Source organism: Pseudomonas sp. UFMG81 (assembly GCF_015354575.1).
Taxonomy (GTDB): Bacteria; Pseudomonadota; Gammaproteobacteria; order Pseudomonadales; family Pseudomonadaceae; genus Aquipseudomonas.
The window spans coordinates 125,407-147,605 of record NZ_JACAFQ010000005.1; the positions used below are offsets into that span (position 1 = coordinate 125,407).

Consider the following 22,199-nt stretch of genomic DNA (forward strand, 5'->3'; position numbering starts at 1 on the left):
GAGAACACCCGTTACCGACAAGGTTATGAATCTCTGTACACGACGATTTTATTGACCTTGAGGTGGTTATCCACAGAAGGTTATCCACTTAAGATCTATAAGTTCTTCAGAAAAGCTTTTTATATCCCTCTTTCTTTTTTTCATGTTGAGCTTCCGTTGGTGATCCTCTCAAGCCCTGCATGACCTCGGCCTGGAAAATCGCCATCCATAAGGAAAGGTTGGTTGGAAATTGACCTATTGCCTTGCTTTCTCTAGAATCGCCGGTCTCTTAAAAAGGGGGCCATCCCGGCCCGTCGTCGACAAACCCAGGTAACACGCCATGAAACGTACTTTCCAACCGAGCACCATCAAGCGCGCCCGCACCCACGGTTTCCGTGCCCGTATGGCCACCAAGAACGGCCGTGCTGTTCTGTCGCGTCGTCGCGCCAAAGGCCGTAAGCGTCTGGCCATTTGATTTTCCGGCACAGGTGGTGAGTCAGGACTTCAGTCGGGAAAAGCGACTGCTTACACCCCGGCATTTCAAAGCGGTCTTCGACTCCCCAACCGGCAAGGTTCCAGGGAAAAACCTGCTTATCCTTGCCCGCGAGAACGGCCTCGATCATCCACGCCTCGGCCTGGTGATCGGCAAGAAGAGCGTCAAGCTCGCCGTTCAGCGCAATCGCCTGAAACGCCTGATGCGCGATTCGTTCCGCCTGAACCAGCAGTTGTTGGCGGGTTTGGATATCGTGATCGTCGCGCGCAAGGGGTTGGGCGAAGTAGAAAACCCAGAATTGCACCAACATTTTGGCAAGCTCTGGAAGCGACTGGCTCGCAGTCGGCCCTCTCCAGCGGTCAATGCCGATCCCGCAGGGGTAGACAGTCACGATGCGTAAACTGGCCCTCGTTCCGATCCAGTTCTACCGTTACGCCATCAGTCCCCTGATGGCCAGTCACTGTCGTTTCTATCCCAGCTGTTCCTGTTACGCATACGAAGCCATCGAAAACCATGGCCTCTTGCGTGGTGGGTGGCTGGCCGTTCGTCGCCTGGGGCGTTGTCATCCGTGGAACGACGGCGGTTTCGATCCCGTTCCTCCCGCTCCTTCCTCCCGAACTTCTTCGATAGCCGAGTAATCATGGATATTAAACGCACGATCCTGATCGTCGCCCTGGCAATCGTGTCCTACGTCATGGTCCTCAAGTGGAACCAGGACTACGGCCAGGCTGCCCTGCCGACTCAGAATACTGCTGCCAGCACTGCCAACGCGTCCCTGCCGGACAGCGTGCCCGCCAGCACCAACGGCGCGAACGCCGATTTGCCGAGCGTCAATGCGCAAGCCGGTACCACCGCATTGGCGCCAGCGCCGGCGGCGGTCAGCAAGGATCTGATCCGGATCAAGACCGACGTCCTGAACCTGGCTATCGACCCGGTGGGTGGCGACATCGTCCAGCTCACCCTGCCACAGTACCCACGCCGCCAGGATCACCCTGAGATCCCGTTCCAGCTGTTCGACAACGGTGGTGAACGTGTCTACCTGGCACAAAGCGGCCTGATCGGCGCCGATGGCCCGGACCGCGCCAGCGGTCGCCCGCTGTATGCCACCGAACAGAAGAACTACCAGCTGGCCGACGGCCAGGAGCAACTGGTGGTCGACCTGAAGTTCAGCGAAAACGGCGTCAACTACATCAAGCGCTTCAGCTTCAAACGCGGCGAGTACGACCTGACCGTCAGCTACCTGATCGACAACCAGAGCGCCACCGCCTGGAGCGGCAACATGTTTGCCCAGCTCAAGCGTGACGCCAGCTCCGATCCATCGTCGAGCACCGCCACCGGCACCGCCACTTACCTGGGCGCCGCCCTGTGGACAGCTTCCGAGCCGTACAAGAAAGTGTCGATGAAGGACATGGACAAAGGCGGTTTGCAAGAAAATGTGTCCGGTGGCTGGGTTGCCTGGCTGCAACACTACTTCGTGACTGCGTGGATCCCTGCCAAGGGTGACAACAACGCCGTCCAGACCCGCAAGGACAGCCAGGGCAACTACATCATCGGCTACACCGGCCCGGCGATCAGCGTGCCAGCCGGTGGCAAGGTCGAAACCAGTGCCATGCTGTATGCTGGCCCGAAGATCCAGTCCAAGCTCAAGGAATTGTCCCCAGGCCTGGAACTGACCGTCGACTACGGCTTCCTGTGGTTCATCGCCCAGCCGATCTTCTGGCTGCTGCAACATATCCACAGCCTGCTGGGTAACTGGGGCTGGTCGATCATCGTCCTGACCATGCTGATCAAGGGCCTGTTCTTCCCGCTCTCGGCTGCCAGCTACCGCTCGATGGCGCGCATGCGTGCCGTGGCGCCGAAGCTCGCCCAGCTCAAGGAACGCTTCGGCGACGATCGCCAGAAGATGTCCCAGGCGATGATGGAGCTGTACAAGAAAGAGAAGATCAACCCGCTGGGCGGCTGCCTGCCGATCCTGGTGCAGATGCCGGTGTTCCTGGCCCTGTACTGGGTACTGCTGGAAAGCGTCGAAATGCGCCAGGCCCCATGGCTGCTGTGGATTACCGACCTGTCGATCAAGGATCCGTTCTTCATCCTGCCGATCATCATGGGCGCCACCATGTTCATCCAGCAGCGCCTGAACCCGACGCCGCCGGATCCGATGCAGGCGAAGGTCATGAAAATGATGCCGATCATCTTCACCTTCTTCTTCCTGTGGTTCCCGGCCGGCCTGGTGCTGTACTGGGTTGTGAACAACTGCCTGTCGATCAGCCAGCAGTGGTACATCACCCGCCGTATCGAAGCTGCGGCCAAGAACGCAGCGGCTTGACGGGCAACTTGATTTGCCTGTGAATAAAAACGCCCCCTAGTGGGGCGTTTTTGCTATCTGACGATTTCGTTGTAGAGGCTTTCGAGCATGAACACTGTGCGTGAAACCATTGCTGCCATTGCCACGGCCCAGGGCCGCGGTGGCGTAGGCATTGTCCGCCTGTCGGGGCCGCTGGCCAGCCAGGCCGGGCACGTCATCACTGGCCGGGCGCTGACCCCGCGACACGCTCATTACGGCCCGTTCCGCGATGCCGATGGCCTGGTCCTGGACGAAGGCATCGCGCTGTTCTTCCCGGGGCCCAATTCGTTCACCGGGGAAGATGTGCTGGAGCTGCAGGGCCATGGTGGCCCGGTGGTGATGGACATGCTGCTGCAGCGTTGCCTGCAACTGGGCTGCCGGTTGGCGCGCCCAGGTGAGTTCAGCGAGCGCGCCTTCCTCAACGACAAGCTCGACCTGGCCCAGGCCGAAGCCATCGCCGACCTGATCGAGGCCAGTTCGACCCAAGCGGCACGCAATGCCCTGCGCTCGCTGCAAGGGGCGTTCTCCAAGCGTGTGCATGGTTTGACCGAGGCGCTGATCGCCTTACGGATCTACGTCGAAGCCGCCATCGACTTCCCTGAGGAGGAGATTGATTTCCTTGCCGATGGCAACGTGCTGAGGATGCTCGACGAGGTGCGCAACGAGTTGTCCACAGTGCAGCGCGAAGCCGGGCAAGGTGCCTTGCTGCGCGACGGCATGACCGTGGTCATCGCTGGCCGCCCCAACGCCGGCAAATCCAGCCTGCTCAACCAGCTGGCTGGCCGTGAAGCGGCGATTGTCACGGATATCGCCGGCACCACCCGGGACATCCTGCGTGAACATATCCACATCGATGGCATGCCACTGCATGTGGTCGACACTGCGGGCTTGCGCGATACCGACGACCATGTGGAAAAGATTGGTGTTGAACGGGCCTTGAAGGCGATCGGCGAGGCCGATCGGGTGCTGCTGGTGGTCGACTCCACCGCGCCGGAAGCCAGCGATCCGTTCGCCCTGTGGCCGGAGTTCCTCGATCAGCGCCCGGACGTATCCAAGGTCACCCTGATTCGTAACAAGGCGGATTTGAGCGGTGAAGTGGTCGGTATGGAGCACAGCGACGATGGCCACGTGACCATCACCCTCAGCGCCCGGGACAGCGACATGGGCCTGGACCTGCTGCGCGATCACCTCAAGGCCTGCATGGGTTATGAACAGACCGCCGAAAGCAGTTTCAGTGCCCGTCGTCGGCACCTGGAGGCCCTGCGCCAGGCCAGTACGCACCTGGAACACGGTCGCGCCCAGCTGACGCTTGCTGGTGCCGGTGAGTTGTTGGCCGAAGACCTGCGCCAGGCCCAGCAAGCATTAGGGGAGATTACCGGCGCGTTCAGCTCGGATGACCTGCTGGGGCGGATCTTCTCGAGCTTCTGCATCGGTAAGTAATCCACAGCCAGGCATCATCCAAGGCCGCTCCCTGCTGGAGCGGCTTTTTTTTGCCTGCAATTCGCACTTCTGTGGGAGCGGGCTTGCCCGCGATCACCGGTCAAGCAGGTGCCATGCAGTGATGCGTTTCTCAGGACTGGGAGTTTAATCAACAGGTAAAAACCTGCGGGCAGGAGCCCTGTGGAAAACCAGGCTTTAGCTCCGTTGATAAGCCGCGTTTTTTTCTGAGGACAACCCCGCCTGTGGGTAAGCAGCAGTTTAATCCACAGGCTAAAGGGCGTTATCCAGAACCCTCAGGCCTACTCCAACACAGGGTTATGAATCGCTGTAGAACCCAGCACTATTGGGCTACAGGTAGTTATCCACATGTGGATAGGCCCCTAAGAATAAACATAAAAACAAAGCTTTTATAAATTTTTCTCTTTTGTTTACTTTTGCCTGCCACTCATCCACAGCCTGGTCAAATTTTGCTCAGAAGGTTTCTTTGAAGCGAGGTAAGTCCCTATACTTGTCGGCTTACCTTCTCTATTCGCAAAAACAGGCACGAGGTGCGTGGTGGATTTCCCTTCCCGTTTTGAAGTGATCGTCATCGGCGGCGGCCATGCCGGTACCGAGGCTGCGCTTGCGTCTGCACGCATGGGTGTGAAAACCCTGCTGCTGACCCACAACGTGGAAACCCTCGGTCACATGAGTTGCAACCCGGCCATCGGCGGCATCGGCAAGAGCCACCTGGTCAAGGAAATCGATGCGCTCGGCGGCGCCATGGCGCTGGCCACCGACAAGAGCGGCATCCAGTTCCGCGTATTGAACAACCGCAAGGGCCCGGCCGTGCGCGCCACCCGTGCGCAGGCGGACCGCGCCATCTACAAGGCGGTGGTGCGCGAGATCCTGGAAAACCAGCCGAACCTGTGGATATTCCAGCAGTCCTGCGACGACCTGATCGTCGAGCAGGACCAGGTCAAAGGCGTGGTGACGCAAATGGGCCTGCGGTTCTTCGCAGACTCCGTGGTACTGACCAGCGGCACCTTCCTCGGCGGCCTTATCCACATTGGTCTGCAGAACTACTCCGGCGGCCGTGCCGGCGATCCACCCGCCAATGCCCTGGCCAACCGCATGCGTGAACTGCCGCTGCGCGTCGGCCGCCTGAAGACCGGCACGCCACCGCGTATCGACGGCCGTTCGGTGGACTTCTCGGTAATGACCGAGCAACCGGGCGATACCCCGATCCCGGTGATGTCGTTCATGGGCAATGCGCAGATGCATCCGCGCCAGGTGAGCTGCTTCATCACCCACACCAACGCGCGCACCCACGAAATCATCGCCTCGAACCTCGACCGTTCGCCGATGTACTCGGGCGTGATCGAAGGCATCGGCCCACGCTATTGCCCATCGATCGAAGACAAGATCCATCGCTTCGCCGACAAGGAAAGCCACCAGGTGTTCATCGAGCCGGAAGGCCTGACCACCCACGAGCTCTACCCCAACGGCATCTCGACTTCGCTGCCGTTCGACGTGCAGTTGGAGATCGTCCGCTCGATCCGCGGTATGGAAAACGCCCACATCGTTCGCCCGGGCTACGCCATCGAGTACGACTACTTCGACCCCCGCGACCTGAAATACAGCCTCGAAACCAAGGTCATCGGTGGCCTGTTCTTCGCCGGCCAGATCAACGGCACCACCGGTTACGAAGAAGCCGGCGCCCAGGGCCTGCTGGCCGGGACCAACGCCGCGTTGCGCGCCCAAGGCCGCGAAAGCTGGTGTCCGCGCCGTGACGAGGCTTACATCGGCGTGTTGGTCGACGACCTGATCACCCTGGGTACCCAGGAGCCGTACCGCATGTTCACCTCGCGCGCCGAGTACCGGCTGATCCTGCGCGAAGACAACGCCGACCTGCGTCTGACCGAGAAGGGCCGCGAGCTGGGCCTGATCGACGATGACCGCTGGGCCGCGTTCTGCGCCAAGCGCGAAGGCATCGAGCGTGAAGAACAGCGCCTGAAGAGCACCTGGGTACGCCCGGGCACACCACAAGGCCAGGCCATTGTGGATAAGTTCGGTACACCGCTGGCACACGAATACAGCCTGTTGAACCTGCTTGCCCGCCCGGAAGTCGACTACGCTGGGCTGATCGAGGCGACCGGCGGTGAGGTGATCGATCCACAGGTCGCCGAGCAGCTTGAGATCAAGACCAAATACGCCGGTTACATCGACCGTCAGCAGGAAGAGATCGCCCGTCTGCGTGCCAGCGAAGACACGCGCCTGCCTGTGGATATCGACTACACCACGATTTCCGGCCTGTCGAAGGAGATCCAGGGCAAGCTCGAACAGACCCGCCCTGAGACCTTGGGCCAGGCTTCGCGCATCCCGGGCGTTACCCCGGCGGCGATTTCCCTGTTGCTGATTCACTTGAAAAAACGCGGCGCTGGCCGCGAATTGGAGCAAAGCGCTTGAGTTCCCCGGTCACCCCGCAACATGCCGAAGAGTTGTCCACAGGTGCGCGCCAGCTCGGTGTCGAGCTGAACGCGCAGCAGCACGAGTTGCTGCTGGGCTACCTGGCCCTGTTGATCAAATGGAACAAGGCCTACAACCTGACCGCCGTGCGCGACCCGGACGAAATGGTCTCGCGCCACCTGCTCGATAGTCTCAGCGTCATGCCGTTCATCCCCGCCGACACCCAACGTTGGCTGGATGTCGGCAGCGGCGGCGGCATGCCCGGCATCCCGCTGGCGATCCTGCACCCGCACAAGCAGGTGACGGTGCTCGACAGCAATGGCAAGAAAACCCGCTTCCTGACGCAAGTGAAGATGGAACTGAAACTGGACAACCTCACGGTTATCCACAGCCGTGTCGAAGAGGTGCAGCCCGAGCAGCCGTTCTGCGGGATCATCTCCCGTGCGTTCAGCAGCATGGAGAATTTCACCAACTGGACCCGCCACCTGGGTGACGCCCGCACGCAATGGCTTGCAATGAAGGGGCTGCATCCTGCCGATGAACTGGTAGCATTGCCCGCAGACTTCACAGTGGAAAGCGAGCAGGCCCTGACCGTTCCAGGTTGCCAGGGCCAGCGCCATCTGCTGATACTGCGCCGCAAGGCATGACTGGGAACACACGCAACAATGGCTAAGGTATTCGCAATCGCGAACCAGAAAGGTGGTGTGGGCAAGACCACCACCTGCATCAATCTCGCCGCATCGCTGGCCGCGACCAAGCGTCGTGTGCTGCTGATCGACCTCGATCCACAGGGCAACGCCACCATGGGCAGCGGTGTGGATAAACACGAGCTCGAGCACTCGGTGTACGACCTGCTGATCGGGGAATGCGACCTGGCCCAGGCCATGCACTATTCCGAGCACGGCAACTTCCAGCTGCTACCGGCCAACCGCGACCTCACCGCGGCGGAAGTGGTGCTGCTGGAGATGCAGATGAAGGAGAGCCGCCTGCGCAACGCACTGGCGCCGATCCGCGAGAACTACGACTACATCCTCATCGACTGCCCACCGTCGCTGTCGATGCTGACGCTCAACGCCCTGGTCGCCTCCGACGGCGTGATCATCCCCATGCAGTGCGAGTACTACGCACTGGAAGGTTTGAGCGACCTTGTGGATAACATCAAGCGCATCGCCGCCCGGTTGAACCCTGAGTTGAAGATCGAAGGCTTGCTGCGGACCATGTACGACCCGCGCCTGAGCCTGAACAACGATGTTTCGGCCCAGCTCAAGGAGCACTTCGGCGACCAGCTGTACGACACCGTGATCCCGCGCAACATCCGCCTGGCCGAGGCCCCCAGCTTCGGCATGCCGGCGTTGGCCTACGACAAGCAGTCCCGTGGCGCGCTGGCCTACCTGGCACTGGCCGGGGAACTGGTACGCCGTCAGCGTCGTCCATCACGCACTGCACAAACAACTTAAGGAATCCGCATGGCCATCAAGAAACGCGGTCTCGGACGTGGGTTGGATGCACTGCTCAGTGGTCCTTCCGTCAGCGCGCTCGAAGCGCAGGCTGTCAAGATCGACCAGAAGGAACTGCAACAGCTGCCGGTCGAGCTGATCCAGCGCGGCAAGTACCAGCCGCGGCGCGACATGGATCCCGAGGCGCTGGAGGAACTGGCGCACTCGATCCGCACTCACGGTGTCATGCAGCCGATCGTGGTCCGCCCGATCGGCGACAACCGCTACGAGATCATTGCCGGTGAGCGCCGCTGGCGGGCCACGCAGCAGGCTGGTTTGGACACCGTCCCGGCCATGGTCCGCAAAGTGCCCGACGAAGCCGCCATCGCCATGGCGTTGATCGAGAACATCCAGCGCGAAGACCTCAACCCGCTGGAAGAGGCGCTTGCGTTGCAGCGCCTGCAGCAGGAGTTCGAGCTCACCCAGCAGCAGGTGGCCGATGCCGTCGGCAAGTCGCGGGTGACCGTGGCCAACCTGTTGCGCCTGATCTCGTTGCCCGAGGCGATCAAGACCATGCTCGCCCACGGCGATCTGGAGATGGGCCACGCCCGCGCGCTGCTCGGCCTCGAGGAGGCTCGCCAGGAAGAGGGGGCGCGTCATGTTGTCGCACGTGGCCTTACCGTGCGCCAAACCGAAGCACTGGTGCGCCAGTGGCTCAGCGGCAAACCTGAGCCGGTAGAAGCGAGCAAACCTGATCCGGATATCGCGCGCCTCGAACAGCGTCTGGCAGAGCGCCTGGGCTCGGCGGTGCAAATTCGCCATGGCAACAAGGGCAAGGGCCAGCTGGTTATTCGTTACAACTCGCTTGACGAGTTGCAAGGCGTCCTTGCTCACATCCGCTGAAACAATTCCCGTTGTAGCGTGCAGTCGGAAATCACTACCCAAGAGTTGAATAGGGGTTAATCCACCCCTATACTCTGCGCGCATTTTGTCGGCACAAATTATGCCAAGTCATTACTGACTAGGCGGTCGACTTTCGAGGAGCAGTTGTGATGGAAATCCGCACGCCAAACCGCCTGCCTTTCCATCGCTGGGCGGTTTTTCCGGTACTGCTGGCTCAGTTTGTTGTGCTGCTGCTGGCAACACTGGTGTTGTGGCAGTGGAAAGGGGTGGTCAGTGGATATTCAGGCCTTTGCGGAGGTTTGATTGCCTGGCTGCCCAATGTGTATTTCGCCTGGAAGGCTTTTCGCTTCAGCGGAGCTCGGGCGGCGCAGGCCATCGTCAAGTCGTTCTACGCAGGCGAGGCAGGCAAGATGATTTTGACGGCAGTGCTGTTTGCACTGACCTTCGCAGGAGTGAAGCCACTGGCGCCGCTGGCAGTATTCGGCGTCTTCGTGCTGACCCTTATGGTCAGCTGGTTCGCGCCCCTGCTGATGAATAAAAGACTTTCGAGACCTTAGGGCGTTTGAGGCAACCATGGCAGAAGAAACCGCTTCGGGTTATATCCAGCACCACTTGCAGAACCTGACCTACGGTCAACTACCAGACGGCAGCTGGGGCTTGGCCCATTCGGCTGCAGAAGCCAAGGCAATGGGCTTCTGGGCGTTCCACCTGGACACCCTGGGCTGGTCCGTTGCGATGGGTCTGATCTTCCTGTTCATCTTCCGCATGGCGGCCAAGAAAGCCACCTCCGGCCAGCCTGGCGGTCTGCAGAACTTCGTCGAAGTGATGGTGGACTTCGTTCATGGCAGCGTGAAGGACTCGTTCCACGGTCGCAGCGCGGTGATCGCCCCGCTGGCGCTGACCATCTTCGTCTGGGTGTTCCTGATGAACGCCATCGACCTGGTACCGGTCGACTGGCTGCCATGGGCTGCACAGAAGCTGTCGGGCAACGAGCACATCTTCTTCCGCGCCGTGCCGACCACTGACCCGAATGCGACTCTGGGCATGGCCTTCAGCGTGTTCGCACTGATCATCTTCTACAGCATCAAGGTCAAGGGCATCGGTGGCTTCATCGGCGAGCTCACCCTGCACCCGTTCGGCAGCAAGAACATCTTTGTTCAGGCCCTGCTGATCCCGGTGAACTTCCTGCTTGAATTCGTCACCCTGATCGCCAAGCCGATCTCGCTGGCACTGCGTCTGTTCGGCAACATGTACGCCGGCGAACTGGTGTTCATCCTGATCGCCGTGATGTTCGGTTCCGGCCTGCTGTGGCTGGCCGGCCTGGGTGTGGTGCTGCAATGGGCGTGGGCGGTGTTCCACATCCTGATCATCACCCTGCAAGCCTTCATCTTCATGATGCTGACCATCGTCTACCTGTCGATGGCGCACGAAGATAACCATTAAGACCGCCTGGCGTGTCTGATAGCCTTCCCCGCCAGCGCGGGGGGAGGGCTTAAAAAGTCCGCAAGGGCATGCTGTACCAAACGATTTGTTTTACCGCTTCAAACTAAAAACCTAACCAATACGACGTAAAAGTCGGGAGGAAAGATGGAAACTGTAGTTGGTCTGACCGCTATCGCTGTTGCTCTGCTGATCGGCCTGGGTGCTCTGGGTACCGCCATTGGTTTCGGCCTGCTGGGCGGCAAGTTCCTGGAAGGCGCTGCTCGCCAGCCAGAAATGGTTCCAATGCTGCAGGTCAAAATGTTCATCGTTGCCGGTCTGCTCGACGCCGTCACCATGATCGGTGTTGGTATCGCTCTGTTCTTCACCTTCGCGAATCCCTTTGTTGCTCAGATCGCTGGCTAATCACTCGTTTCAACGAGTTGATGAGCGTGATGGACAAAGACCGAGCGAGGTGTTGGCGTGAACATTAATGCAACCCTGATTGGCCAAACCGTTGCCTTCCTGATTTTTGTCGTTTTCTGCATGAAGTACGTATGGCCTCCGGTCATCACTGCCCTGCAAGAGCGTCAAAAGAAGATCGCTGACGGCTTGGACGCTGCCAACCGCGCAGCTCGCGACCTGGAGCTGGCCCAAGAGAAAGCGGGTCAGCAACTGCGTGAAGCAAAAGCACAGGCAGCCGAAATCATTGAGCAAAGCAAGAAACGCGCTGCTCAGCTTGTCGAGGAAGCCCGTGAACAGGCCCGCGTCGAAGCTGACCGTGTGAAGGCTCAGGCTCAAGCCGAGATCGAACAGGAACTGAACAGCGTCAAAGACGCCCTGCGTGCCCAAGTGGGTGCCCTGGCCGTTGGCGGTGCTGAAAAGATCCTTGGCGCCACAATCGATCAAAACGCGCATGCGGAGCTGGTTAACAAACTGGCCGCTGAAATTTAAGCGAGGGCGATCATGGCAGAACTGACCACGTTGGCCCGACCTTACGCTAAGGCTGCCTTCGAGCACGCCCAGGCCCATCAGCAACTGGCCAATTGGTCAGCCATGCTCGGCCTGGCTGCTGCGGTGTCGCAAGACGACACCATGCAGCGCGTGCTCAAGGCCCCGCAACTGACTAGCGCAGACAAGGCCGCCGCATTCATTGAAGTGTGCGGTGACAAGTTTGACGCCCAGGCACAGAATTTCATTCATGTTGCCGCGGAAAACGAACGTCTCCTGCTTCTGCCGGAGATTTCGACTCTGTTCGACCTGTACAAGGCCGAGCAAGAGAAATCCGTGGACGTGGAAGTCACCAGTGCTTTTGCGTTGAACCAAGAACAGCAAGACAAACTCGCCAAGGTTCTCAGTGCACGGTTAGGCCAGGAAGTGCGCCTGCACGCGTCGGAGGATGCCAGCCTGATCGGCGGCGTCGTCATCCGCGCCGGCGACCTGGTAATCGATGGCTCGGTTCGCGGCAAGATCGCGAAGCTGGCTGAAGCATTGAAATCTTGAGTTTGAAGGGGCAGCAGAGCAATGCAGCAACTCAATCCTTCCGAAATTAGTGAAATCATCAAGGGCCGCATCGAAAACCTCGATGTTGCCTCTCAAGCCCGTAACGAAGGTACCGTCGTTTCGGTTTCCGACGGTATCGTGCGGATCCACGGTCTGGCCGACGTCATGTACGGCGAAATGATCGAGTTCCCGGGCAGCGTCTTCGGCATGGCCCTGAACCTGGAGCAAGACTCCGTAGGTGCAGTGATCCTGGGTGCCTATGACACCCTCGCCGAAGGCATGAGCGCCAAGTGCACCGGCCGCATCCTGGAAGTTCCGGTTGGTAAGGAACTGCTGGGTCGCGTCGTTGACGCACTGGGCAACCCGATCGACGGTAAAGGTCCTCTGGGCAACACCCAGACCGACGCCGTTGAGAAAGTGGCCCCAGGCGTGATCTGGCGTAAGTCGGTAGACCAGCCTGTACAGACTGGCTACAAGTCCGTCGACGCCATGATCCCTGTCGGCCGTGGCCAGCGCGAGCTGATCATCGGTGACCGTCAGATCGGCAAGACCGCCATGGCCATCGACGCCATCATCAACCAGAAAGACTCCGGTATTTTCTGTGTTTATGTTGCAGTCGGCCAAAAGCGTTCCACCGTTGCCAACATCGTTCGCAAGCTGGAAGAAGCCGGCGCCCTGGCCAACACCATCGTGGTCGTTGCCAGTGCTTCGGAATCCGCCGCACTGCAGTTCCTGGCGCCATACGCCGGCTGCACCATGGGCGAGTTCTTCCGTGACCGCGGTGAAGACGCCCTGATCGTCTACGATGACCTGTCCAAGCAGGCCGTTGCCTACCGTCAGATCTCCCTGCTGCTGCGCCGTCCACCAGGACGTGAAGCGTACCCAGGCGACGTGTTCTATCTCCACTCCCGTCTGCTGGAGCGTGCATCGCGCGTTTCGGAAGAGTACGTCGAGAAGTTCACCAACGGTGCAGTCACCGGCAAAACCGGTTCCCTGACCGCTCTGCCGATCATCGAAACCCAGGCTGGCGACGTTTCCGCGTTCGTTCCGACCAACGTGATCTCGATCACCGACGGTCAGATCTTCCTGGAATCGGCCATGTTCAACTCGGGCATCCGCCCTGCAGTGAACGCCGGTGTTTCGGTATCCCGCGTAGGTGGTGCCGCTCAGACCAAGATCATCAAGAAACTGTCCGGTGGTATCCGTACCGCTCTGGCTCAGTACCGTGAACTGGCTGCATTCGCCCAGTTCGCTTCCGATCTGGACGAAGCGACCCGCAAGCAGCTGGAGCATGGTCAGCGCGTAACCGAGCTGATGAAGCAGAAGCAGTACGCGCCAATGTCGATCGCCGACATGGCCCTGTCGCTGTACGCCGCTGAGCGTGGTTTCCTGACTGACGTAGAAGTCTCCAAGGTCGGCAGCTTCGAGCAAGCGCTGATCGCCTTCTTCAACCGTGATCACGCCGAACTGATGGCGAAGATCAACGTGAAGGGTGACTTCAACGACGAAATCGATGCTGGCATGAAAGCCGGTATCGAGAAGTTCAAGGCCACCCAGACCTGGTAAGCCGCAGCGGGGGCTCCGGCCCCCGCTTGCTAACCTGATAGGTGATACATGGCAGGCGCAAAAGAGATTCGCAGTAAGATTGCGAGCATCAAAAGCACGCAAAAAATTACCAGCGCCATGGAGAAAGTGGCGGTCAGCAAGATGCGCAAGGCACAAATGCGCATGGCTGCTAGCCGTCCTTACGCGGAGCGTATCCGCCAGGTGATCGGTCATCTGGCCAACGCCAACCCGGAATACCGCCACCCGTTCATGATCGAGCGCCCTGTAAAGCGCGCCGGTTATATCGTGGTGAGCAGTGACCGTGGTCTGTGCGGTGGCTTGAACACCAACCTGTTCAAGGCCCTGGTCAAGGACATGAGCGCAAACCGCGAACAGGGCGTGGAAATCGACCTGTGCGTGATCGGCAGCAAGGGTGCGACTTTCTTCCGCATCTTTGGCGGCAACGTCGTAGCCGCGATCAGCCACTTGGGCGAAGAGCCATCGATCAACGATCTGATCGGCTCCGTCAAAGTGATGCTGGACGCCTACCTGGACGGCCGTATCGATCGCCTTTCGGTGGTTTCGAACAAGTTCATCAATACCATGACCCAAAAACCAACGGTCGAGCAATTGGTACCGTTGGTGGCAACCCCGGATCAGGATCTCAAGCACCACTGGGATTACCTGTACGAACCCGACGCAAAAGAGCTGCTGGACGGCTTGATGGTGCGTTACGTGGAGTCGCAGGTATACCAGGCGGTGGTCGAGAACAACGCTGCTGAACAAGCGGCCCGGATGATCGCCATGAAGAACGCCACAGACAACGCCGGTGATTTGATCAAAGAGCTTCAGTTGATCTACAACAAGGCGCGTCAGGCTGCGATCACCCAGGAGATCTCGGAAATCGTCGGCGGCGCTGCCGCGGTTTAACGGTTCAAAAATTCAGAGGATCCAGCTATGAGTAGCGGACGTATCGTTCAAATCATCGGCGCCGTCATCGACGTGGAATTCCCACGTGACGTCGTGCCGAGTGTTTACAACGCGCTGAAAGTACAAGGCGCGGAAACCACCCTGGAAGTTCAGCAGCAGCTGGGCGACGGCGTGGTTCGTACCATTGCGATGGGCTCGACCGAAGGCCTGAAGCGCGGTCTGGATGTCGTCGACACCGGTGCTGCCATTTCCGTTCCTGTTGGTAAGGCCACTCTGGGCCGTATCATGGACGTTCTGGGCAACCCGATCGACGAAGCCGGCCCGATCGGCGAAGAAGAGCGTCGCGGTATCCACCAGCCAGCGCCTTCGTTCGCTGACCAGGCAGGCGGCAACGACCTGCTGGAAACCGGCATCAAGGTTATCGACCTGGTTTGCCCGTTTGCCAAGGGTGGTAAGGTTGGTCTGTTCGGTGGTGCCGGTGTCGGCAAGACCGTAAACATGATGGAACTGATCCGTAACATCGCCATGGAACACAGCGGTTACTCCGTGTTCGCTGGTGTGGGTGAGCGTACTCGTGAGGGTAACGACTTCTACCACGAGATGAAGGACTCCAACGTTCTCGACAAGGTAGCGCTGGTCTACGGTCAGATGAACGAGCCACCAGGAAACCGTCTGCGCGTAGCGCTGACCGGCCTGACCATGGCTGAGAAGTTCCGTGACGAAGGTAACGACGTTCTGCTGTTCGTCGACAACATCTATCGTTACACCCTGGCCGGTACCGAAGTATCCGCACTGCTGGGCCGTATGCCTTCGGCAGTAGGTTACCAGCCGACCCTGGCTGAAGAGATGGGCGTGCTGCAAGAGCGCATCACTTCCACTAAAGAAGGCTCGATCACCTCCGTCCAGGCCGTATACGTACCTGCGGACGACCTGACCGACCCGTCGCCAGCGACCACCTTCGCCCACTTGGACGCCACCGTCGTACTGTCCCGTGACATCGCCTCGCTGGGTATCTACCCTGCGGTCGACCCACTGGACTCGACTTCGCGCCAGCTGGACCCGAACGTGATTGGCAACGAGCACTACGACACCGCTCGTGGCGTTCAGTATGTTCTGCAGCGCTACAAAGAGCTGAAAGACATCATCGCCATCCTGGGTATGGACGAACTGTCCGAGACCGACAAGCAACTGGTAGCCCGCGCTCGTAAGATCCAGCGCTTCCTGTCGCAGCCGTTCTTCGTGGCCGAAGTCTTCACCGGCTCGCCAGGCAAGTACGTTTCGCTCAAGGACACCATCGCTGGCTTCAGCGGCATCCTCAAAGGTGACTACGACCACCTGCCAGAACAAGCGTTCTACATGGTCGGCAGCATCGACGAAGCGATCGAGAAAGCCAAGAAACTGTAATCCCGGCGCCCCGCAAGGGGCGCTAATCAGGTTGAGGCAAGCAGATGGCTATGACAGTCCATTGCGACATCGTCAGCGCGGAAGGAGAGATCTTCTCCGGCCTGGTCGAGATGGTAGTTGCGCACGGTAACCTGGGTGATCTTGGTATCGCTCCGGGCCACGCGCCGCTGATCACCAATCTCAAGCCTGGTCCGATCACGCTGACCAAGCAGGGTGGCACTCAAGAGGTGTTCTACATCTCCGGTGGCTTCCTCGAAGTGCAGCCGAACATGGTCAAGGTTCTCGCCGACACCGTGCAGCGCGCTGCCGACCTGGACGAAGCTCAGGCTCAGGAAGCCCTCAAGGCTGCTGAGAACGCGCTGAACACTAAAGGCTCGGACTTCGACTACGGCGCTGCTGCCGCACGTCTGGCCGAGGCTGCAGCTCAGCTGCGTACTGTCCAGCAAATGCGCAAAGGCAAGTAATCCGGCCCGGCCGCTTACTTCCGCTGCGATTGAGTTAAAGGGTAGCCTCGGCTACCCTTTTTCTTTTTCAGAATTTCCCCTCTTCGGTCGCATCCCCGACCGCCCAGGATTGGTAGCCAGTCATGTCCCTCGATATCGTCATTCTCGCCGCAGGCCAAGGCACCCGCATGCGTTCGGCGCTGCCCAAGGTGCTGCACCCTGTGGCCGGTAACTCCATGCTCGGCCATGTTATCCACAGCGCGCGCCAGCTGAAGCCCCAGGGCATCCATGTGGTTATCGGCCATGGCGCGGAGCTGGTGCGCGAACGTCTGGCTGCCGACGATCTGAATTTCGTCATGCAGGACAAGCAGCTGGGCACCGGCCATGCGGTAGCCCAGGCACTGCCGGCAATCACTGCCGATACGGTGCTGGTGCTGTATGGCGATGTACCGCTGATCGAAGTGGAAACCCTGCAGCGCCTGCTGGCCAAGGTCAGTGCCAGCCAGCTGGGCCTGCTCACTGTGAATCTGGCCGACCCTACCGGCTATGGCCGTATCGTGCGCGACGCCGCCGGCCAGGTGACCGCCATCGTCGAGCACAAGGACGCCAGCGAAGCGCAGAAGGCGATCAAGGAAGGCAACACCGGCATCCTGGCCATGCCTGCTGCGCGCCTGGCGGATTGGATGGGCCGGCTCTCCAACAACAATGCCCAGGGTGAGTACTACCTCACCGACGTGATCGCCATGGCCGTCGCCGATGGCTTGGTGATCGCTACCGAGCAGCCGCACGACCCGATGGAAGTGCAGGGCGCCAACGACCGTCGTCAGCTGTCGGAGCTTGAGCGCCACTATCAGCTGCGTGCAGGCCGTCGCCTGATGGCCGAAGGCGTCACGCTGCGCGACCCTGCGCGTTTCGATGTGCGTGGTGAAGTGACCGTCGGTCGTGATGTGCTGATCGATATCAACGTCATTCTCGAAGGCAAGGTGGTCATCGAGGACGATGTGCAGATTGGCCCGAACTGCGTGATCAAGGACAGCACCCTGCGCAAGGGTGTAGTGATCAAGGCCAACAGTCATCTGGACGGTGCAGTGATGGGCGAGGGCAGCGATGCTGGCCCGTTCGCTCGCCTGCGCCCAGGCAGTGTGCTGGACGCCAAAGCCCATGTGGGTAACTTCGTCGAACTCAAGAACGCCCACCTGGGCGAGGGTGCCAAGGCTGGCCACCTGACCTACCTGGGCGATGCCGAAATCGGCGCGCGCAGCAACATCGGTGCCGGCACCATCACCTGCAACTACGATGGCGCCAACAAGTTCCGTACGGTGATGGGCGAGGACGTGTTCATCGGTTCCAACAACTCGCTGGTGGCGCCTGTGGAAATCCAGGCCGGTGCTACCACCGCAGCCGGTTCGACCATCACCCAGACCGTCGAGGCCGGGCAGCTGGGCGTGGCCCGGGCCCGCCAGCGCAACATCGAAGGCTGGAAGCGGCCAGAGAAGATCAAGAAGAGCTGAGTTATCCACAGCGCTGTTTGCACAGGCCGGCTTATGTGAATAAGTCGGCTTTTTTGTGGCTGTGCATGTGGGAGCGGCTTTAGCCGCGAAACAGGCGCCGCGGTGAATGGCACCGGCTTTGCCGGTGTTCGCGGCTGAAGCCGCTCCTACAGGGTAACCACTTGACTAAATCGCTCTCTTAGGTTTTGATTGCGCTACTTAACTTTCGAATCGAAACTTAAAACAGCCATGTCGAAACGTAACACCCCCCAGCGTCGCCACAATATCCTGGCTTTGCTCGCCGAGCAGGGCGAGGTGAGCGTCGACGCCTTGGCCAAGCGTTTCGAAACCTCGGAAGTGACCATCCGCAAGGACCTCGCCGCCCTGGAAGCTAACGGCCTGCTGTTGCGACGTTACGGTGGTGCCGTGACCATGCCCCAGGAGTTGCTGGCGGATACGGTACAGCCGGTGTCGCAGTACAAGCAGGCCATCGCTCGCGCCGCGGTCGAACGCATCCGTGAACACGCGCGCATCATCATCGACAGTGGCAGCACCACGGCAGCCATGATTCCTCAGCTCGGGCGCCAGCCTGGCCTGGTGGTGATGACCAACTCGCTCAACGTGGCTCGCGCCATCAGCGAGCAGGAGCACGAACCGGTGCTGCTGATGACCGGCGGCACCTGGGACCCGCATTCGGAGTCGTTCCAGGGCCAGGTCGCAGAGCAGGTACTACGCTCATACGATTTCGACCAGCTGTTCATCGGCGCCGACGGCATCGACCTGGAACGTGGCACTACCACCTTCAACGAACTGCTGGGCCTGAGCCGAGTCATGGCCGAAGTCGCCCGCGAAGTGATCGTGATGGTCGAGTCGGACAAGGTGGGGCGCAAGATCCCCAACCTCGAGCTGCCCTGGGGCAGCGTCAATACCCTCATTACCGATGATCGCCTGCCCGCCGAGGTACGCGACCGCATTCAAGCCCGCGGCATCAACCTGATCTGCGCCGCTATCAGCTAGGAGCAACAACTCATGTGTGGAATCGTTGGTGCCGTTGCCGAGCGCAATATCACAGCCATCCTCATCGAAGGCCTCAAGCGCCTGGAATATCGCGGTTATGACAGTGCCGGCCTGGCCGTCTTCAGCCAGCAGGGCGGCCTTGAACGTCGTCGTCGTATCGGCAAGGTCAGTGAACTTGAAGCCGCCGTTGCCGCCGAGCCCCTGGCCGGCCAGCTGGGCATTGCCCACACCCGCTGGGCGACCCATGGTGCGCCGACCGAGGGCAATGCCCACCCGCACTTCTCGGGCCACGACGTGGCGGTGGTGCACAACGGCATCATCGAGAACCACGAGGCCCTGCGTGAAGAGCTCAAGGGCCTGGGCTACGTATTCACTTCGCAAACCGATACCGAAGTGATCGTTCACCTCATCCACCATGTACTCAAGACTGTTCCGGAGCTGGCCGACGCGGTCAAGGCCGTGGTCAAGCGCCTGCACGGCGCCTACGGCCTGGCCGTGATCAGCGCCGCTCAGCCTGACCGCCTGGTTGCCGCGCGCAGTGGCAGCCCGCTGGTGATTGGCCTGGGCCATGGTGAGAACTTCCTGGCCTCCGACCAGCTGGCCCTGCGCCAGGTCACCGACCGCTTCATGTACCTGGAAGAAGGCGATATCGCTGAAATCCGCCGTGAGCAGGTTCAGGTCTGGAACCAGGCCGGCCAGCCGGTGCAACGCGAGACCGTGCAGTACCACGAAGGCGCCGAAGCCGCAGAGAAGGGCAACTACCGCCACTTCATGCTCAAGGAAATCCATGAGCAGCCTGCCGTCGTGCAGCGCACCCTCGAGGGCCGTCTGGGCAACGACCATGTCCTGGTGCAGGCCTTCGGCCCGCAGGCTGCCGAGTTGTTCGCCAAGGTGCGCAACGTGCAGATCGTCGCCTGCGGTACCAGCTACCACGCCGGCATGGTCGCCCGTTATTGGCTCGAAGAACTGGCTGGCATTCCCTGCCAGGTGGAAGTGGCCAGCGAGTTCCGCTACCGCAAGGTGGTGGTGCAGCAGGACACCCTGTTCGTTTCGATTTCCCAGTCCGGCGAAACCGCCGATACCCTGGCCGCGCTGCGCAACGCCAAGGAGCTGGGCTTCCTCGGCAGCCTGGCGATCTGCAACAAGGGCATCAGCTCGCTGGTACGTGAATCCGACCTCACCCTGCTGACCCTGGCCGGGCCGGAAATCGGCGTCGCCTCCACCAAGGCCTTCACCACCCAGTTGGTCTCGCTGATGCTGCTGACCCTGGCCCTGGGCAACGTGCGCGGCACGCTGGAGGCTGGTGTCGAGGCCGAGCTGGTCGAAGAGCTGCGCCGCCTGCCGGCACGCCTGAGCGAAGCGCTGGCGATGGACCGTGTGGTCGAGAAGATTGCCGAACTGTTCGCCGACAAGCACCACACCCTGTTCCTCGGCCGCGGTGCCCAGTACCCGGTGGCGATGGAAGGCGCGCTCAAGCTCAAGGAGATCTCCTACATCCACGCCGAAGCCTATCCGGCCGGCGAGCTCAAGCATGGCCCGCTGGCGTTGGTCGACGATGACATGCCGGTGGTCACCGTGGCGCCGAACAACGAACTGCTGGAAAAGCTCAAGTCCAACCTGCAGGAAGTGCGTGCCCGTGGCGGCGAGCTGGTGGTGTTCGCCGACGAGCACGCCGGCATGAGCAATGGCGAGGGCACCCACGTGATCAAGGTGCCGCACATCCACGATGCGCTGGCGCCGATCCTCTACACCATCCCGCTGCAGCTGCTGTCTTATTACGTCGCCGTGCTCAAGGGCACCGATGTCGACCAGCCGCGTAACCTGGCCAAGTCGGTGACGGTGGAGTAAGCCTTCCGGCGATGTGCTGGTCTGATGGATTCTGAGAATTAAAACTGTCGCACCGCAACAAAAATTGTCGCTGACGGAGGGGGCCTTAACCGGCTCCCTTCTTCGTTGCGCTCACCGCAACCCTGTGTCGACGCTCATCCATGCCTCTCCAAATCCAATCCGATGAATCGCTCACGTCATACGTGCGCCGTAACCTGCACCTAAGCTGGCACATCGACGTTCCGCCCCCTGTTCACTCTACCAATCCGTGGCACCTTAGGCTCTGTACGAAAAGCCTTGATACTCGGTGATGCTGCGTTGAAAACAGCCTGGTGCGCCAGCCCGGTCGGAATGCTCATTTACAACCCGTAAAGTCGAACGCGACTCCGACCGTTCCTCGGCTGTTTTCGCCTTGCCTGACCTTCGTCTCAAGACTTTACGTACAGACCCTAGAAATCGCTGAAGAGAGAAAGTCGGCAGACTGGACAAACACTACTGCCGGAACTTCTATGAGTGGTGCGCGCTTCCTCTACCCGCAGACTTCCCGGCGTCGAAGAGCGCTCAAGTTCTGCCCGTCCATGACGACGTAGTGCTTACCATTGCGAGGATTGTCAGTCATGAAGATTCTGCCAGCCGTTATCAGCCTGAGTTTCGTCCTGAGCAGTGCCTGCTGGGCGGCGACCCCCGTTACGCAAGGAGTCATCCGGTTCGAGGGGCGAATAGTCGAACAGTCCTGTGCTACAGGCACGGACGAGGCTGAAAGCATCCGGTTGAACAACTGCCCTGCCTCCATGCGTGCTACGTTGCTTGAAGCACGTAACATCGACTCATCGAGTGCGGCGTCCAGCATCAAGGTCCAGCTGCTCTCCGACAGCAATCATGGCCGTTACTACGATCAGCAATACCGACTTGTCGACGTCGCAGGTTCGCCGGTCAAGGCCGGTAACTTCCTAATCACGATGAGCGTCCCTTGAGTCTTACGATCTGGCCGTATGACTATACGATTGATGCTCGATGGCGTGCCATGGGTGCTCTGTTCGGGTGCTGCATGGGGCCATAAGCCTGAGCGCTTCGGCCCACGGTCAACGATGTATCAACGGTTTAGGGGCTGGTAAAATCAGGAGGCGAGAATGCTCCCGTTCGATGAATTAGCCGTTAGATAATTGAGCTGATAAAAGAACCCTCGCATAACGTTTGAGAGGCCAGTTTTCCAGAAAGTTTGCGAAGTATTTCAGCTTCACTCTGCAGCAAACTGATAATTCCTAGGACGCTACTGGCTTCAGTGGCGGTAAGCTTGCGCAAGATACTTAACAGGTCTGCGGCGCAGCTTTCGTTCACCGACGCCGATTCGATCAGTTTTAACTGAAAGTTCTGAATGTCGCGAAGAGTACTCATAAATATGTCCTTCTTTGAGGCGTATTGATAGGTGCTGACCATCATCGGGAGCGGCTTCAGTGTCATGTGTAAAACCACCTATCAATGCAATTCGGGTCGAACTCCAAAGCTGTGCCGCCATCCACTGATCTCGCCCTAGGGCAACCTTTGGATGTCCAGAGCACGGACTTACCGTAAGCAACT

General features: G+C 59.9%; 23 protein-coding genes and 1 pseudogene. 23 read left to right on the forward strand and 1 reads right to left on the reverse strand.

All coding sequences use genetic code 11. The features are described 5' to 3' along the window. Positions 1-319 precede the first annotated feature (319 nt). From rpmH to IX761_RS05740, 23 genes and pseudogenes are all read left to right on the forward strand, one after another. Positions 320-454, forward strand: a complete 135-nt coding sequence (gene rpmH, locus IX761_RS05630; protein WP_003253163.1) for a 50S ribosomal protein L34 — start codon at positions 320-322, stop codon at positions 452-454. A gap of 13 nt (positions 455-467) precedes the next feature. Then, positions 468-872, forward strand: coding sequence for a ribonuclease P protein component (gene rnpA, locus IX761_RS05635; RefSeq protein WP_194788757.1), 405 nt, complete (start codon positions 468-470; stop codon positions 870-872). Beyond that, positions 865-1,110 (forward strand): membrane protein insertion efficiency factor YidD, encoded by a 246-nt coding sequence (gene yidD, locus IX761_RS05640; RefSeq protein WP_011536514.1) that lies wholly within the window; start codon positions 865-867, stop codon positions 1,108-1,110. Before rnpA ends, yidD begins: the two co-directional genes overlap by 8 nt. Positions 1,111-1,112: 2 nt before the next feature. Beyond that, positions 1,113-2,798, forward strand: a complete 1,686-nt coding sequence (yidC, locus tag IX761_RS05645; RefSeq protein WP_194788640.1) for a membrane protein insertase YidC — start codon at positions 1,113-1,115, stop codon at positions 2,796-2,798. Between the two features lie 87 nt (positions 2,799-2,885). Continuing rightward, positions 2,886-4,256 carry a tRNA uridine-5-carboxymethylaminomethyl(34) synthesis GTPase MnmE gene (gene mnmE / locus IX761_RS05650; RefSeq protein ID WP_194788641.1) on the forward strand — a complete coding sequence of 457 codons (1,371 nt, stop codon included), beginning with the start codon at positions 2,886-2,888 and terminating at the stop codon, positions 4,254-4,256. A 555-nt stretch (positions 4,257-4,811) separates the two neighbouring features. Next, complete coding sequence (mnmG, locus tag IX761_RS05655; protein ID WP_194788642.1) at positions 4,812-6,704, forward strand: tRNA uridine-5-carboxymethylaminomethyl(34) synthesis enzyme MnmG; 1,893 nt, start codon at positions 4,812-4,814, stop codon at positions 6,702-6,704. After that, positions 6,701-7,351, forward strand: coding sequence for a 16S rRNA (guanine(527)-N(7))-methyltransferase RsmG (gene rsmG, locus IX761_RS05660; RefSeq protein WP_194788643.1), 651 nt, complete (start codon positions 6,701-6,703; stop codon positions 7,349-7,351). The genes mnmG and rsmG overlap by 4 nt, the downstream gene beginning before the upstream one ends. Before the next feature lie 18 nt (positions 7,352-7,369). After that, positions 7,370-8,161 (forward strand): ParA family protein, encoded by a 792-nt coding sequence (locus IX761_RS05665; RefSeq protein WP_028690024.1) that lies wholly within the window; start codon positions 7,370-7,372, stop codon positions 8,159-8,161. A gap of 9 nt (positions 8,162-8,170) precedes the next feature. Continuing rightward, entirely contained in the window at positions 8,171-9,043 is an 873-nt protein-coding gene (locus IX761_RS05670; RefSeq protein WP_194788644.1) for a ParB/RepB/Spo0J family partition protein, read from the forward strand. Between the two features lie 149 nt (positions 9,044-9,192). After that, complete coding sequence (locus IX761_RS05675) at positions 9,193-9,600, forward strand: F0F1 ATP synthase subunit I (RefSeq protein WP_194788645.1); 408 nt, start codon at positions 9,193-9,195, stop codon at positions 9,598-9,600. Between the two features lie 16 nt (positions 9,601-9,616). After that, positions 9,617-10,486: a F0F1 ATP synthase subunit A gene (gene atpB, locus IX761_RS05680; RefSeq protein WP_194788646.1), complete on the forward strand. Its 870-nt coding sequence runs from the start codon at positions 9,617-9,619 to the stop codon at positions 10,484-10,486. Between the two features lie 144 nt (positions 10,487-10,630). Beyond that, positions 10,631-10,888: a F0F1 ATP synthase subunit C gene (gene atpE, locus IX761_RS05685; protein ID WP_194788647.1), complete on the forward strand. Its 258-nt coding sequence runs from the start codon at positions 10,631-10,633 to the stop codon at positions 10,886-10,888. A 57-nt stretch (positions 10,889-10,945) separates the two neighbouring features. Then, positions 10,946-11,416 carry a F0F1 ATP synthase subunit B gene (locus IX761_RS05690; RefSeq protein ID WP_194788648.1) on the forward strand — a complete coding sequence of 157 codons (471 nt, stop codon included), beginning with the start codon at positions 10,946-10,948 and terminating at the stop codon, positions 11,414-11,416. Between the two features lie 12 nt (positions 11,417-11,428). After that, positions 11,429-11,965: a F0F1 ATP synthase subunit delta gene (locus IX761_RS05695; protein WP_194788649.1), complete on the forward strand. Its 537-nt coding sequence runs from the start codon at positions 11,429-11,431 to the stop codon at positions 11,963-11,965. 21 nt (positions 11,966-11,986) lie between these two features. Further along, complete coding sequence (gene atpA / locus IX761_RS05700; protein WP_194788650.1) at positions 11,987-13,531, forward strand: F0F1 ATP synthase subunit alpha; 1,545 nt, start codon at positions 11,987-11,989, stop codon at positions 13,529-13,531. 48 nt (positions 13,532-13,579) lie between these two features. Further along, entirely contained in the window at positions 13,580-14,440 is an 861-nt protein-coding gene (atpG, locus tag IX761_RS05705) for a F0F1 ATP synthase subunit gamma (RefSeq protein WP_003253195.1), read from the forward strand. Positions 14,441-14,467: 27 nt separating this feature from the next. Beyond that, on the forward strand, positions 14,468-15,844 hold the full coding sequence (gene atpD, locus IX761_RS05710; RefSeq protein WP_016489910.1) for a F0F1 ATP synthase subunit beta: 1,377 nt from the start codon (positions 14,468-14,470) through the stop codon (positions 15,842-15,844). 44 nt (positions 15,845-15,888) lie between these two features. Continuing rightward, complete coding sequence (locus IX761_RS05715; protein WP_110994045.1) at positions 15,889-16,308, forward strand: F0F1 ATP synthase subunit epsilon; 420 nt, start codon at positions 15,889-15,891, stop codon at positions 16,306-16,308. 122 nt (positions 16,309-16,430) lie between these two features. Next, positions 16,431-17,798, forward strand: a complete 1,368-nt coding sequence (glmU, locus tag IX761_RS05720) for a bifunctional UDP-N-acetylglucosamine diphosphorylase/glucosamine-1-phosphate N-acetyltransferase GlmU (RefSeq protein ID WP_194788651.1) — start codon at positions 16,431-16,433, stop codon at positions 17,796-17,798. A gap of 228 nt (positions 17,799-18,026) precedes the next feature. After that, positions 18,027-18,794, forward strand: coding sequence for a DeoR/GlpR family DNA-binding transcription regulator (locus IX761_RS05725; RefSeq protein ID WP_194788652.1), 768 nt, complete (start codon positions 18,027-18,029; stop codon positions 18,792-18,794). A gap of 12 nt (positions 18,795-18,806) precedes the next feature. Beyond that, complete coding sequence (gene glmS / locus IX761_RS05730) at positions 18,807-20,642, forward strand: glutamine--fructose-6-phosphate transaminase (isomerizing) (RefSeq protein ID WP_194788653.1); 1,836 nt, start codon at positions 18,807-18,809, stop codon at positions 20,640-20,642. A 596-nt stretch (positions 20,643-21,238) separates the two neighbouring features. Beyond that, positions 21,239-21,595: a type 1 fimbrial protein gene (locus IX761_RS05735; protein ID WP_194788654.1), complete on the forward strand. Its 357-nt coding sequence runs from the start codon at positions 21,239-21,241 to the stop codon at positions 21,593-21,595. Positions 21,596-21,622: 27 nt separating this feature from the next. Then, positions 21,623-21,733 (forward strand): annotated as a pseudogene (locus IX761_RS05740) (transposase); the annotation flags it as partial. Positions 21,734-21,776: 43 nt separating this feature from the next. On the opposite strand, the gene IX761_RS05745 reads toward IX761_RS05740, so the two are convergent. Continuing rightward, positions 21,777-22,082 (reverse strand): hypothetical protein, encoded by a 306-nt coding sequence (locus IX761_RS05745; protein ID WP_194788655.1) that lies wholly within the window; start codon positions 22,080-22,082, stop codon positions 21,777-21,779. Between the last annotated feature and the right edge of the window lie 117 nt (positions 22,083-22,199).